We start from the raw sequence: 13,804 nt of genomic DNA on the forward strand, positions 1-13,804 counted from the left end.
CAAGAAGATGCCGGCCAAAGACAAGAAGGAAGCCCTCGACGAACTCAATCAGGCGCTGAAGACGCCGGCGCTACAGGTCGAGAATAAGGGCAACATCGATCTCGTCGGCAAGTATTACGACAAGCTGGTCGCAGCGCTCGGCGACGAGGAGAATTGATCCCAGGATGCTGTCATATCCCGGCTTTTCCAAGCCGGGCGATGCTCCCTTTCGGCGGATCCATCTCACCCAATCGTGCCACGCCAAAGCAAAAGCCCCGGAGAGATCTCCGGGGCTTTCGTCGTTTTGCGCTTCGGACCGCGATGCGGCTACGTCCGCGTCCGCATCCGCATCATGAATGTGTCGAAGCTGAGCTCGGCCACCTGCATCCAGGCGAGCGACTCGGCACGGAATGCGGTGAGGCTCGCATACATCTTGGCGAAATGCGGGTTGCTCTTGGCGAGATCGGCGTAGATCTCGTTCGCTGCACCGTAGCAGGCTTCGAGCACCTCCTGGGGGAAGGGCTTGAGGATCGCGCCGGCAGCGAGCAGCCGCTTGAGGGCCGGTGGATTGACCGAGTCGTACTTGCCGGTCACCCAGGTGAAGGTATCGAGTGATGCCGTCGAGATTGCTGCCTGATAGTGTTTCGGCAGCGCGTTCCATTTCTCCAGATTCATGATGTTGTGGCCTTGGCCGGTGCCTTCCCACCAGCCCGGATAGTAATAGTACTTCGCCACCTTCACGAAGCCGAGCTTCTCGTCATCGTACGGCCCGACCCACTCCGCCGCGTCGATCGTTCCCTTCTCCAGCGCCGGATAGATGTCGCCGGCCGCGATCTGCTGCGGCACGCCGCCGAGCTTCGAGATGATCGTGCCGGCGAAGCCGCCGACGCGGAATTTCAGCCCCTTGAGATCGTCGACGGTCTTGATCTCCTTGCGAAACCAGCCGCCCATCTGCGCGCCGGTCGAGCCTGTGGGAACGCCGATCGCATTGTGCTCCTTCAGGAGAGCGTTGAGCATGTCCTGGCCGCCGTTCCACAACAGCCAGGAGATGTGCTGGCGCGTGTTGAGACCGAACGGCAGCGACGTGCCGAAGGTGAACGCTGGGTTCTTGCCCCAATAGTAATAGAGCGCAGTGTTGCCCATCTCGACGGTGCCGTTCGAGACGGCGTCGAGCACTTGCAGGCCAGGCACGATTTCACCGGCAGCAAAGGGCTGGATCTGGAAACGATTGTCTGTGATCTCGGCGACGCGCTTGCAGAAATATTCGCAGCCGCCATAGAGCGTGTCGAGCGACTTCGGCCAGCTCGCCGCCAGCCGCCATTTCACCTCGGGCATCGATTGCGCGATGGCCGGAGCAGCCACGGCACTTGCGGCCAGGCCCAATCCGCCTGCCGTCAGGAATTTACGACGTTCCATGCGTTTCCCTCCTGTGATGTCGATGCTTGGACGGGGAAGCGATCTGATGTCGTTCTTCGCCGAGGATCGACTTTGAGTGTTGAGATCGTGACGTTTCCGAAAGGCCTTGGACAGGCTCTTGTTGTGGAATTCCGACCGTTGCGGTTCCACCAGCAGGATGGCCGCGGGCACCCCGAGAATCAAGCCTCACGTCTCCGCCCCGTGCGGTTTCTGCCGAGTGGATCGACCGCTTCGCGGATGCTTCTGGCCTTGTTGCCCTGCAACAATTCGACTCGGCGGCCAATCGGTGAGCGACAGTGGTTGCACCCTGAGAAATAGAACTACACGCGCCGGATGACGAGCCTTCGTAAGGCAACCCGCATGCGACCGCCGCCATTGCTCGCCAAAAACGACCTGCCCGGCGCGGCTTGCGCTAGCTGAGCGATCTCGACCACGTTGCAGCGATTGGGGCTTCGCCCGATCGTCGCCGAACAACTTGTTGTAACGCGATGATGTGAACGCGCGTGAGGTGGCAGATGCTCGAGCCAGACTGATCGTTTGCAATCGTCTCCCGGGTCCGATGGCCTCCCCGCTTACCAGGGCCGATCCGTGAAACGGCGCGCACCCGTATCCCTGCGGCCGATGACGTTAAGAGTATGACCAAGTCCCGGCGCGCTCCGTTCGTCACGACTTCGGGGAAGCCGCGCACTTGGCGCGCTCGACCTTCAGCAGCTCTCTCATCTTGGGAAAGTACGTCGCGTCGAGTGCCGCCGGCATGTCGTTGCAAATATAAGGCAGGTGCAGCCTGACCTCCTCGGCGAAGCTGAGCCGCCACTCCGGTTCGTCATAGACGCCGAGGATCTCGTCATAGGCAAACAGCATGTGCGCGACGAAATTCTTATAGCGCACCCACTCTTCGGGATCGGCGCGCAGCTTCGATAGGTCCGGCTCGACCAGATTGGGATAGCGCAGCAGGGACTCGCTGTAGGACATGTAGACCTGTCGCGCAGTCGCGATCCGTGCCGTCGCGCGGATGCTCCAGACCTGATAGGCGACGAAAATTAGGGCAATCGCGGCCACCACGGCCGACACGATCTGGGCTGTGTTGCCGTGAACGTTAGCGAAGGAGGCTTTGAGCGGCTCCGGTTTGGCTGTTGTCGCTTGCTCGCTCATGAAGGGCGCTCTCCAAGGTCATGTCGAAGCACTGAGTTTAACGGAATGCCGGAACCGGGTCGCTCACGAAGCTATGTCCGGCACTTGGGGTAGGCTTGCTATGGCGACCTTAGGCCGGGCGGTGACGCGAAAGCTGCCTCCATCGCTTTGCGTGTCCTGATCGTCTCGTTGTTGGGGTCGAACTCCACGTCGCTCCAGCGCACGATCTCGCCATAGGCGACGTCGTGCTTCAGCTTGACGCGGTGCGCTAGGCCGATCGGCAGGGCGCTGGCCTTCAGGCTCGCCGCCGCCGGGACCAGCTTGCCCCACACGGTGTAGCCGCCTTCGCCGTCGAGAATCTCGCCCGCCCGCAGATTGCGCTTGGCGACCGCGGCGACGTCGCCGCGGAAGCTGATCGGTTGTCCGGTCGGCTCGTTGCGAAGCGCGGCGGAGAGAATCGAGATGTTCAGCTCGAGTCCGATCAGATGATAGGGCTTGTACATCGCGGCGAAGCGTCCGCTGGCGTCGGTCTTCAGGCCATATTGCCTGAAGCAGTCGGCGGCATAATCGTTCGGCGCCTCCAGCACGACATAGACGCCCCAGCGCAGATCGCGAAACACCGGCCGGCCGTCGCGCTCGAGCGAGGAGACGACCTCGACGACGCCGGACCGCTCCAGCACGCCGCCGCGCGAGCGCGGCCGCATGATGTGCGGGAGGTCGTCGACGCCGCAGGGCGGAAACAGCAGGCCGTCCGAAGGCACGTCGAGGCCGCAGGCGTTCGCGATCGCGGCCATCTCGATCGCCGATTTGGTGCCGTCGAGGAACGAGTTGAACATCTGCGGATTCATGCCGGCCGACTGCGCCTCGCCCGCAGTCAGGCCGTAATGCTGCCAGACGCCATCGGGCGTCACGTCGTGATAGGCCGGCAGGTATTTTGTCCCCTTGCCGGCAGCGACGACGCGAAAGCCGGTGGCGCGCGCCCAATCCACCATCTCCGCCGTCAGCGCCGGCTGGTCGCCATAGGCGAGCGAATAGACCACGCCCGCCTTTCGCGCTTCCTCGGCGAGCAGGGGGCCTGCCAACACGTCGGCCTCGACATTCACCATCACGATATGCTTGCCCGCCGCGATCGCCGCGCGCGCATGCTTGATGCCGACGGCGGGATTGCCGGTCGCCTCCACAACCACGTCCACGGCACCACCGGCGATGGCGCGCACACCGTCGTCGGTGAAGGTGGTCGCAGCGATGCGGTCTGTGTCCCAGCCGACGGTGCGGCAGGCCTCGCGCGCGCGGTCGCGGTCGATGTCGACGATGACAGGTACCTCCAGCCCCGGCGTGTGCGGCACCTGCGCCAGGAACATCGAGCCGAACTTGCCGGCGCCAATCAGCGCGACGCGGACGGGCTTGCCGGCGCTGGCGCGGGCCTGGAGGAGGCGGAAGAGATTCATGGGAATGTTTCCGGTGAGGGCAACGACCAACTCTCGTCATTCCCGGGGCGCGCGAAGCGCGAACCCGGAATCCATCAGGCCGCCGATTTGGTGGATGAATGGATTCCGGGCTCGACGCTTTCGCGTCGCCCCGGAATGACAATCCTACTCCGCCGCCTGCCGCGGCGCACGTGCAAGCCGCAGCAGCGCGTCGTCGTCCACCGTCTTGATCGGCGTGAAGTCGCGATGCGCGATGTAGTCCGGCCGTGTCGGCGTGCGGATGTAGTTCGAGACCGCGTTCAGCGTCAGGTAAACGATCTTGCGCGGGTAGGGCGTGATGTTGCCGGCCGAGCCGTGCACGAGATTGCCGTGGAACATCAGCATGCCGCCGGGCTTGCCGGTCGGTGCGACAATGCCGCCCTGCTTGACGAGGCGCGTGACCGTGTCCTCGTCCAGCGTCCACAACGGGTAGGATGTGGTGGCGAGATCGTGCGAAGCTTCGAGATCCCCGGCGTTCTGGCTGCGCGGCACCAGCATCAGGGGGCCGTTGATCGGCATTACCTCGTCGAGGAAGATCGCGATGTTCATCGCGCGCGGCTCCGGCATGCCGTCGTCGCGCTTCCAGGTGCCGTAATCCTGGTGCCACTGCCAGACGTCGCCGGTGAAGGCCGATTTCGCGTTGATCTTGAACTGGTGCATGTAGACGGGCTCGCCGAACACCTGCTCGACCGGCTCGATCATGCGCGGATGCGCGCCGAGGAGGCCGAACGCCTCGTTGTAGAGATGCGCGGCAAAGGCCGTGCGCGGCGCGCCGCTCTTCTCGCGCCAGACCTCGGGCCGGTTGGCGTCGTAGATGCCGACCGCCTCGCGCGCGAGCAGGTCGACCTCCTCCTGGCTGAACAATTCGGGCAGGAACAGCCAGCCCTCGCGGTGGAAGAACTCCAATTGCTCCTGTGACAGTCTCATGGGTCGTCCTCCTTGGTTTGCTTATTGTTGTCATTCCGGGGCGATGCGAAGCATCGAACCCGGAATCCATTGATCCTCAGCGCATGTCGCCTGATGGATTCCGGGCTCGACGCTTACGCGTCGCCCCGGAATGACGGCGCACATCGCTACGCCGCCGCCTCGTCGTTCGCCCTCAATCTCTCCTCTGTCATCCGTCCTGCCGTCTGCGCATGCGCCAGCGCCGCACGTTCGGCCGCGCTCGCCTCGCCGGCGAGAATGTGGCCTGCGATCGTCGCATGCTCCGCCCAGGCGCTGTCGCGATAATCGAGCTCGGACAGCACCGTCGCCATCGAGCGCCGCATATGCGGCCATTGTGGCGCGATCGTCTCCTCGATCACGGGATTGCCGGCGAGCTGATAGATCGCGCGGTGAAAGTCGACATCGAGCGCGATGAGCTCGGCGAGCGTCGTGTTGCGATCGCTGCGGCGTCCCGCGGCAAGCGCAGCGTCGAGCCGTGCACGCCCGGCCGCGTCGGTGCCTGCACGCGCTGCGGCCAGCCGGGCCGCCAGCGCGTCGATGGCGCCGCGCACCTCGTAGAGCTGGCGGATGCGAGCGGGATCTAGCTGGGTGACTTCAAATCCGCGGCGGCCGCTCTCGGCGACCAGGCCCTGGCGGTGCAGCAGGTGCAGCGCATGCGATACCGGCTGGCGCGACACGCCGAGCCTGTCAGCGAGCTCGTTCTGGCGGATGCGCTGGCCGGGGCGCAGCGTGCGGTCGGAGATCGCCTCCAGGATCCGCGCATAGACCTGGTCGATCAGGTTCGGGAGCGGGTCGAGAGGGATCACGCCGGCAGCTCCGACAATAAGGAATACGGAATTCCGTATTTGACGGTACTTCGGGAGGGGAGGTCAGTCAATGCCGTCGTTTTCGGACAGCGTAAGCCTTTGATTCTATTGGTGCGGTCTACTGTGCATGGGGTTGTTTTCGCGATTATGAGGCAGCCACCCACCGCTACTCCGCCAGGAACCTGTTCACCACCTCGCCGAACTCCAGCGGCGCCTGTTCGAACATCCAATGGCCGGCATTCTCGATCACCGCCGTCTTGCTGCCTGCGATGTGCGCGGCCAGCACGCGCCATATCACCGACAGGCTACCGGTCGTCGCGCCACCACCGATTAACAGCGTCGGCGTCCTGATCGCCTGCGCGTCGCCGAGCGTGTAGGGCCGGCGCTGCTCGTTGATCTGGCCGAGCAAGGTCAGGGCGTTGTCGCGCAGTTGCTGCTTGGCCGCGGCCGGCACGCGCCGCCACGAACCCTCTCCTTCGATGCCCTCGAAGAAATTTCGCATCGCGCCGTCGATATCGCCGGCGCGGATCATCTCGACCGATTGCACGGTGCGGGCCGCCAGCGGCGGATGTGCCGGCGTCCCTTCCGGCACCGGCAGCGATGCATCGAGATCGCCGCCGGGCTCGGCCAGCACAAGCTTGCGCAACAGATCAGGCCGCGCCTGCGCCACGCGAAAGGCAATATGCCCGCCGCGCGAATGGCCCATGAGGTCGACCGGTGCAGGCTCAACCTGCTCGATGAAAGCGATCACGTCGGCAACATGCTGCGCCATCTTGTAGTCGTCGCCGACCGCGTCCCAATGCTCGGGAAAGAAGTGCCGCAGGCTGACCGAGATCACGCGATGGGACTGCGACAGCGGGCCGAGCACCGAATACCAGGTGCGGAAATCCCCGAGCGTGCCATGCACGCAGACCAGCGGGTGGCCGCTTCCGACTTCGAGATAGGCCATGTCGTAACCGTTGACGCGAAAGCTCTGCATTGGTCAGCTCGCCAGGAAGTCCAGCACCACTTCGGAATATTTCTGCGGCGCCTGCTCGAACATCGGATGCGTCGCGTTCGGGATGATCGCCGTCCTGGAATAGGGCACATGCGCTGCGAGCGCGTGCAGCACCTTCGGCAGCAGGCCTTTGGTCCGGGCGCCCAGGATGAACAGCGTCGGCATCTTGATGGCCTCCGCATCCGCCTTCGAGAACGGCGGGCGGTTGTCGCGGACCTGGCCGATCAGCGTCATGGCGTTGTCGCGCAGATTCTGCTTCACCATCGCCGGCAGTCGCGGCCATGTACCGGGCCCCTCCAGCGTGTCGACGAAGACGGCGAGGCCGCCATCGACATCCCCGGCCGCGATCTTCTCTGCCGAAGCGGTGAAGCGCGCCAGCAGCGGCGAGGGGCCGCCGACGTAATCCGGATCGAGGCTCGCATCGAGCTCGCCGCCGGGCTCCGCGAGAATCAACCGGCGCAGCAATGGCCCATCAAATCGACCGGTCCGAGATCGAGCGCGTCGATGAAGTCGATGACGTCGTCGACATGCTGGGCGATCGAATAGGTGTCGCCAAGGCCGTCCCAGCGCTCGGGGAAGAAGTGCCGCAGGCTGACGGCGATGACCCGATGCCGCTGCGTCAGCGGGCCGAACACGCAGCCCCAGACGCGGAAGTCGTTGAGCGAGCCGTGCACGCAGACCAGAGGCGGACGGCCTCTGTCGTCGCCCACGTCGAGATAGGGCATGTCGTATCCGTTGACGTGGAGGCTTTGCATTCGGGACTCGCGACGGGCTGGAACTCCTGTGCAAGATCCCCGGAAACCGGGTGGATCGCAACTATTTCCAAGCCTAGATTTCGCGGGAGATCAAAGAGGGGCCTGCAACGAGACGCAACCCAGGAACCATGTCATGACCGACCAGCATTTTGCCCTGTTCGATACCCGGATCGGCCTCTGCGCCATCGCCTGGGGACCGCGCGGCATCAACGGCACGCAATTGCCGATGGGCGGCGAACAGAAGATCCGCACCCGCATCCAGCAGCGCCACGCCGATGCCAGCGAAGCGGAGCCGACCGCCGAGGTGCAGCAGGCGATCGACCGCATCACAAAACTGCTCGCGGGCGAGCCGGATGACCTCGCCGACATCGAGCTCGATCTCGACGGCGTGCCCGACTTCAACCGTGGCGTCTACGACATCGCCCGCACCATCCCGCCCGGCAGGACCATCACCTACGGCGACATCGCCAGGCAGCTCGGCGGCGTCCAGCTGTCGCGCGACGTCGGCCAGGCGCTCGGCCGCAACCCGTGCCCGATCGTGGTGCCCTGCCATCGCGTGCTGGCGGCCGGCAACAAGCCCGGCGGCTTCTCGGCCAATGGCGGCGTGGTGACGAAGCTGAAGATGCTCGAGATCGAAGGCGCGCTGGTGAACCACACGCCGAGCTTGTTCGATTGAGGATGCTTGCGCCGGCGCCGTAGGGTGGATTAGCCGAAGGCCTAATCCACCACTGTCTGTCTCCGCGGAAGCAGAAGAGGTGGATTACGCCAAGCAGATGCGCTTTCGCGCATCTGCTTGGCTAATCCACCCTACGAATCCTGCTAAATCTTCGCCGCCGTCTTCGGCCAGTATTTGTCGCGCAAGTGCCGCTTCACCAGCTTGCCCGTGGGCGTGCGCGGCAGCTCGGCTTCGAAATCGATCGAGCGGGGGCACTTGATGGCGGAGAGGCGGGTCTTGCAGTAGGCGATCAGATCCGCTTCCAGCGCCTTGCCGGCGCGGCTCATGTCGTGCGGCTGCACCACCGCCTTGACCTCTTCGCCCATCTCCTCGTTCGGCACGCCGAACACGGCCACGTCGGCGACCTCGGGATGCGTGATCAGCACGTCCTCGGTCTCCTGCGGGTAGATGTTCACGCCGCCCGAGATGATCATGTAGGACTTGCGGTCGGTGAGATAGAGGAAGCCGTCCTTGTCGAGATAGCCGACATCGCCGAGCGTCGACCAGCCCTTGGCGTTGTAAGCCTTCTTCGTCTTCTCGGGATCGTTGTGATAGGTGAAGGCGGGCGCGTCGGCGAAGTAGACCGTGCCGATCTCGCCTGTCGGCTGCTCCTCGTCGTTCTCGTCCAGGATCTTGATCTTGCCGACCACGGCGCGGCCGACGCTGCCGCGGTGCTCCAGCCATTGCTGCGAGTTGCAGACCGTGACGCCGTTGCCTTCCGAGCCCGCATAATATTCGATCAGGATCGGCCCCCACCATTCGATCATCCTGGCCTTGACGTCGACCGGGCAGGGCGCGGCGGCGTGGATCGCGCCCTTCAGACTCGAAACATCGTACTTCGTGCGCACCTCGTCCGGTAGCTTCAGCATGCGCACGAACATGGTCGGCACCAGCTGAGACTGCGTGACCTTATATTTCTCGACCAGCTTCAGGAATTCCTCGGCATCGAAATGCTCCATGATGATGGAGGTGCCTCCGAGGACGATCGCCATCATGTTGAAGCGCAGCGGCGCAGCATGATAGAGCGGCGCCGGCGAGAGATATGTGCTCTCGGCGTTCATGCCGCACATGTCGGCGCAGAGCACGCGCAGGAAAGCGTTCGGAACGTCGATCCTGTTGCCCTCGAACGTCTTCTTGATGCCCTTGGGCCGCCCGGTGGTTCCCGATGAATACAGCATGTCGTAGCCGGCGACCTCGTCGGCGATCGGCGTGATCGGCTGCGCAGCGGCTTCCTTGTCGTAGGAGCGGAAGCCGGGCAGCGGCTCGTCCATCATGTAGAAGATCGGCTCACCCGGCGAGCCCTTGATCAGACCTTTGATCTGGTCGGCGCATTTCGGCGTCGTGATGACGACCTTGGCGCCGCAATCCTTGATGATGTAGTCGATCTCGTCCTGCTTAAGATAACGGCTGATGGCCGTGTAATAGAGCCCGCTGCGCTGTGCCGCCCAGCAGATCTCCATGAAGGCGAGCCGGTTCTCCATCAGCATCGCGATGTGGTCGCCGGCCTTCAGGCCAAGCGATCGGAAGAGATGTGCGCCCTGGTTCGAGAGCTCGTCGAGCTCGCGATACGTGATCGCCTTGCCGGTGCCGGCCATCTGGTAGGCGATCTTGTTCGGCGTGGTCTTGGCGTACACGGACGGATGGGTCATGGCGTTTCCTCAAAACGCGAATGGCGAGCAGCGAGTGGCGAATAGGGAAGAAGGGCAAACCATTCTTCGCCTACTCACCATTCGCTACTCGCCACTCGCTGCTCGCTTTTGTTTTTCTTACAGTCGTTCGACGATCGTCACGTTGGCCATGCCGCCGCCTTCGCACATGGTCTGAAGGCCATAGCGCTTGCCGCGCTGGTGCAGGGCGTGCACCAGGGTCGTCATCAGCTTGGTGCCGGAACCGCCGAGCGGATGGCCCAGCGCGATCGCGCCGCCATTGACGTTGAGACGCTCGGGATCGGCGCCGGTGGTCTTCAGCCACGCGGTCGGCACCGAGGCGAAGGCCTCGTTGACCTCGAACAGGTCGATGTCGCCGATCTTCATGCCGGTCTTCTCCAGCGCTCGCTTGGTGGCGTGCAGCGGGGCGTCCAGCATGATGACGGGATCGCCGCCGGTCATGGTCATGTGGTGGACGCGCGCGAGCGGCTTGACCCCGAGTTGCTTCAGGCCGCGCTCGTTCACGACCATGACGCCGGAAGCGCCGTCGCAGATCTGGCTGGCGCTGGCGGCGGAGAGCCTGCCGTTCTCGGCGATCAGCTTGACACCCTTGATGCCGTCGAGGCTGACGTCGAAGCGGATGCCTTCGTCGATGTGGTGGGTGTCCTTGCTGCCGTCGGCGCGGGTGATCTCGAGCGGCACGATCTCCTTCTTGAAGTGACCGGCCTGCGTCGCCGCGATCGCGCGCTGATGGCTGTTGTAGGAATATTCGTCGAGCTCATCCTTGGAGAGGCCGTACTTCTCGGCCATCATCTCCGCGCCGGTGAACTGGCTGAACACGATGTTCGGATATTTCTTCTCGATGCCGGGGCTCTTGTAGTTGCCAAAGCCGTTCTTGGCCGGAAGCTGCGAGGACAGGCCCATCGGAACCCGCGTCATCGATTCCACGCCCGCCGCGATCACGACATCCATCGCGCCCGACATCACGGCCTGCGCGGCGAAGTGCAGCGCCTGCTGCGAGGAGCCGCACTGGCGGTCGATCGAGGTGCCCGGCACGCTCTCCGGCAGCTTCGACGCCATGACCGCGTTCCGCGCGACGTTGTTGGACTGCTCGCCGACCTGCATCACGCAGCCCATGATCACGTCCTCGACCAGGGCCGGATCGACCTTGGTGCGATCGACCAGCTCGTCGAGCACCTTCGCGGCGAGATCGGCCGGATGCCAGCCGGCGAGACGGCCCCCCTTGCGCCCGCCCGCAGTGCGCGCAGCGGCGACGATATAAGCCTCGGCCATGTCGGTTTTCTCCCTGGATTTTTCACTGGGTTGGTTGTCGGGTGCGGATTTAACGGGCCATCCACTGGTTAGTCAATCGATCAATTAACTCTTGTGATGAGGCGCTGCTTGGGCTTATCTGCGCCCCGTTCAAGCGGCGAGGACAGGGATCCGTGGCGATCAGCGTACCGAACAGGCTCCCCGGCGGGAAAAATTCCACGGCAGAGAAATTGCTGGTGGCCGCGAGCGAGCTCATGATCGAACGCTCCTCGATCGAAATCTCGCTCTCCGACATCGCGCAGAAGTCGGGTGCGAATGCCGCCCTGGTCAAATACCACTTCGGCAACAAGGACGGCCTGCTGCTGGCGCTGCTCGCGCGGGACGCCGCGACCGAGATGACCAACCTGGAATATCTGCTGGCGCAGCCGATCACGTCGACGGCGAAGCTGAAGCTGCACATCGCCGGCATCATCCGCGCGTATCACCGGTTCCCCTACATGAACCGGCTGATCCACTATCTGCTGCACGAGACCAGCGTCGGCTCCGCCGACGAAGTCTCGAAATTCTTCGTCGCGCCGCTGCTCGACTTCCACCGCCGCCTGCTCGCCGAAGGCGTCAGCCGCGGCGAATTCCGCCAGACCGATCCGGTGCTGTTCTACACAAGCCTGATCGGTGCGTGCGATCATCTGTTCTTCGGCCGGCACGCGATGTCCCGCGCGACCGGCGTCGGCCCGGTCACCGATGATGTCTGCCGGCAATACATCAAGCACATGGAAACGCTGATCTGCGGCGGCATCCTCACGCAAGCCGAGGAAGCTGTCGCGGCCGGATAATCGGCCGAACTTGCAAGTCCAGAGAAGAAACGCCCAAGGAAAGGTACAAGCGATGCAGTTGAAAGACGTAGCCGTTCTCATCACCGGCGGTGGTTCGGGCCTTGGTGCCGCGACCGCCCGCGCCATGGCTGCCAAGGGCGCCAAGATCGGCGTGATCGACCAGAGCAAGGAAAACGCCGAGAAGGTCGCCGCCGAAGTGAAGGGCGTTGCGCTCCATGCCGACGTCACCAGCGAGGAGCAGATCAAGGCCGCGATCGCCAAGGCGGAAGCCGCGCACGGCGTCGCCCGCGTGCTGATGAACTGCGCCGGTATCGGCGGCTCGCAGCGTATCGTCGGCCGCGACGGCGTCTATCCCTTGGAAAAGTTCGCGCGCATCATCAACGTCAATTTGATCGGCACCTTCAACTGCCTGCGTCTGTTCGCCGAACGTCTCGTCACTGCGGAACCCATCGGCGAAGAGCGGGGCGTCATCATCAACACCGCTTCGGTGGCTGCTTACGAAGGCCAGATCGGCCAGATCGCCTATTCGGCCTCGAAGGGTGGCGTCGTCGGCCTCACGCTTCCGGCCGCGCGCGACCTCGCCAGCCAGAAGATCCGCGTCAACACCATCGCGCCCGGCCTGTTCTTCACGCCGCTGCTGATGGGGTTGAACGAAGAGGCCCGCAAGAGCCTGGGTGCCCAGGTGCCGCATCCCTCGCGTCTCGGCGATGCCAATGAATACGGCATGCTCGCTGTGCACATCGTCGAGAATCCGATGCTCAACGGCGAGACAATCCGCCTCGACGGCGCCATCCGCATGGCGCCGCGGTAACTCTTTATCTTTCCTTCTCCCCCTGTGGGAGAAGGTGGCGCGAAGCGCCGGATGAGGGGTTCTCTCCGCGATCTCATCTGTGGAGACAGACCCCTCACCCCAGCGAGTTCGTGGCCAACGATGTGCATGCCCTCTCCCACAAGGGGAGAGGGCGTAGCGATCGGCGCCGAGACCCGCGGCAAGCACGAGGCACCCATGTCCCAACCGCTGCTGATCGAGCATGACGATGGCGTCGACCGGGTGACGCTCAATCGTCCTGACAGTCTCAATGCACTCGATCCTGCGCTGATCGATGCGCTCAACGACTACTTCCAGGGCCTCCAGCGCAACCGCGACACCCGCGTGGTGGTGCTGAAGGGTGCGGGAAAGAACTTCTGTGCCGGCCTCGATCTCAAGGCGGCGATGGCTCGCCGGGCCGGGCAGCAGGAGCCGCCCGGCGTCACGGAGTCGCTGGACTCGCAGCGGCGCATTGCCGACATCGTGATGTTGATGCGGCGGTGTCCGCAGCCGATCCTGGCCTTGGTGCAGGGCGCGGCGGCGGGCGGCGGCTTTGCGTTGGCTCTGGCCTCCGACATCCGGATCGCGACCAGGTCGGCGCGAATGAACTGCGCCTTCATCAAGCTCGGCCTTGGCGGCTGCGACATCGGGACCAGCTATTTTCTGCCACGCCTGGTCGGCGTCTCCGTCGCATCGGAACTGATCCTCACGGGACGCTTCATCGGCGCCGAGCGCGCGCTCGCGGTCGGCCTCGTCTCGGAAGTCGTTGAGGAGGACGGTCTGGATGATGCGGCTGCGCCCTATGTCGAGGCGATGATGACGGCTTCGCCCGTGGGCCTGCGCCTGTCCAAGGAATGCCTCAACATGAGCGTCGACGCCGGATCGCTGGAAGCTGCGATCGCGATGGAGGATCGCAACCAGGTCCTGTGCAGCCGCTCGGAGGAGTTTTCGGAGGGCATCAGGGCCTTCCTCGAGAAGCGAAAGCCTGTCTATATCAAGCGCTGAACGACGAAGATCCGCAAAAGGACAGTAATT

14 protein-coding genes and 1 pseudogene (1 of these 15 running past the window's edge) are annotated in these 13,804 nt (G+C 64.0%); 5 read left to right on the plus strand and 10 right to left on the minus strand.

Annotated elements, in window-relative coordinates; translation table 11 throughout:
• A protein-coding gene (locus AX729_RS15840) for a hypothetical protein (protein ID WP_061024585.1) crosses the window boundary here: on the plus strand, window positions 1-157 show its final stretch. Its footprint begins 440 nt before the window's first position; only the last 157 of its 597 coding nucleotides appear in the window; its start codon lies off the left edge, out of view; it ends in the stop codon at window positions 155-157.
• A gap of 149 nt (window positions 158-306) precedes the next feature.
• Here AX729_RS15840 and AX729_RS15845 read toward each other — a convergent pair whose 3' ends face one another.
• The 7 genes and pseudogenes from AX729_RS15845 to AX729_RS15875 all read right to left on the minus strand — a co-directional run bounded on the left by AX729_RS15845 (window position 307) and on the right by AX729_RS15875 (window position 7,495).
• The gene (locus AX729_RS15845; RefSeq protein ID WP_061024587.1) at window positions 307-1,395 is read right to left on the minus strand and encodes a TRAP transporter substrate-binding protein; all 1,089 of its coding nucleotides are present in this window, start codon (window positions 1,393-1,395) and stop codon (window positions 307-309) included.
• Window positions 1,396-2,058: 663 nt separating this feature from the next.
• Window positions 2,059-2,547: a hypothetical protein gene (locus AX729_RS15850; protein WP_061024589.1), complete on the minus strand. Its 489-nt coding sequence runs from the start codon at window positions 2,545-2,547 to the stop codon at window positions 2,059-2,061.
• Between the two features lie 98 nt (window positions 2,548-2,645).
• Window positions 2,646-3,974 carry an NAD(P)H-dependent oxidoreductase gene (locus tag AX729_RS15855; RefSeq protein ID WP_061024591.1) on the minus strand — a complete coding sequence of 443 codons (1,329 nt, stop codon included), beginning with the start codon at window positions 3,972-3,974 and terminating at the stop codon, window positions 2,646-2,648.
• Between the two features lie 144 nt (window positions 3,975-4,118).
• On the minus strand, window positions 4,119-4,919 hold the full coding sequence (locus tag AX729_RS15860) for a phytanoyl-CoA dioxygenase family protein (protein ID WP_061024593.1): 801 nt from the start codon (window positions 4,917-4,919) through the stop codon (window positions 4,119-4,121).
• A 146-nt stretch (window positions 4,920-5,065) separates the two neighbouring features.
• On the minus strand, window positions 5,066-5,743 hold the full coding sequence (locus AX729_RS15865; protein ID WP_061024595.1) for a GntR family transcriptional regulator: 678 nt from the start codon (window positions 5,741-5,743) through the stop codon (window positions 5,066-5,068).
• A 166-nt stretch (window positions 5,744-5,909) separates the two neighbouring features.
• A complete protein-coding gene (locus AX729_RS15870; protein ID WP_061024597.1) occupies window positions 5,910-6,722 on the minus strand; it encodes an alpha/beta fold hydrolase in 813 nt (270 codons plus the stop codon).
• Window positions 6,723-6,725: 3 nt separating this feature from the next.
• A pseudogene (locus tag AX729_RS15875) lies at window positions 6,726-7,495 on the minus strand (alpha/beta fold hydrolase).
• A gap of 133 nt (window positions 7,496-7,628) precedes the next feature.
• Between AX729_RS15875 and AX729_RS15880 the strand changes: the two are divergent.
• On the plus strand, window positions 7,629-8,171 hold the full coding sequence (locus tag AX729_RS15880) for a methylated-DNA--[protein]-cysteine S-methyltransferase (RefSeq protein WP_061024599.1): 543 nt from the start codon (window positions 7,629-7,631) through the stop codon (window positions 8,169-8,171).
• 143 nt (window positions 8,172-8,314) lie between these two features.
• Here the strand turns inward: AX729_RS15880 and AX729_RS15885 are convergent, their stop codons facing one another.
• The 3 genes from AX729_RS15885 to AX729_RS40495 form a co-directional block, all read right to left on the minus strand.
• Window positions 8,315-9,859: an acyl-CoA synthetase gene (locus AX729_RS15885; protein WP_061024601.1), complete on the minus strand. Its 1,545-nt coding sequence runs from the start codon at window positions 9,857-9,859 to the stop codon at window positions 8,315-8,317.
• A 117-nt stretch (window positions 9,860-9,976) separates the two neighbouring features.
• Window positions 9,977-11,149 (minus strand): acetyl-CoA C-acetyltransferase, encoded by a 1,173-nt coding sequence (locus AX729_RS15890; protein WP_061024603.1) that lies wholly within the window; start codon window positions 11,147-11,149, stop codon window positions 9,977-9,979.
• Window positions 11,150-11,198: 49 nt separating this feature from the next.
• Entirely contained in the window at window positions 11,199-11,384 is a 186-nt protein-coding gene (locus AX729_RS40495; RefSeq protein ID WP_197433609.1) for a hypothetical protein, read from the minus strand.
• Here AX729_RS40495 and AX729_RS15895 point away from each other — a divergent pair.
• From AX729_RS15895 to AX729_RS15905, 3 genes are all read left to right on the plus strand, one after another.
• Window positions 11,383-11,961, plus strand: a complete 579-nt coding sequence (locus tag AX729_RS15895; RefSeq protein ID WP_245325215.1) for a TetR family transcriptional regulator — start codon at window positions 11,383-11,385, stop codon at window positions 11,959-11,961. The genes AX729_RS40495 and AX729_RS15895 overlap by 2 nt on opposite strands.
• A gap of 52 nt (window positions 11,962-12,013) precedes the next feature.
• Window positions 12,014-12,772: an SDR family NAD(P)-dependent oxidoreductase gene (locus AX729_RS15900; RefSeq protein WP_024337318.1), complete on the plus strand. Its 759-nt coding sequence runs from the start codon at window positions 12,014-12,016 to the stop codon at window positions 12,770-12,772.
• A 195-nt stretch (window positions 12,773-12,967) separates the two neighbouring features.
• Window positions 12,968-13,774, plus strand: coding sequence for an enoyl-CoA hydratase/isomerase family protein (locus AX729_RS15905; protein WP_061024606.1), 807 nt, complete (start codon window positions 12,968-12,970; stop codon window positions 13,772-13,774).
• Window positions 13,775-13,804: the final 30 nt, after the last annotated feature.

It is taken from the genome of Bradyrhizobium sp. CCH5-F6 (assembly GCF_001556045.1).
Lineage (GTDB): Bacteria > Pseudomonadota > Alphaproteobacteria > Rhizobiales > Xanthobacteraceae > Bradyrhizobium.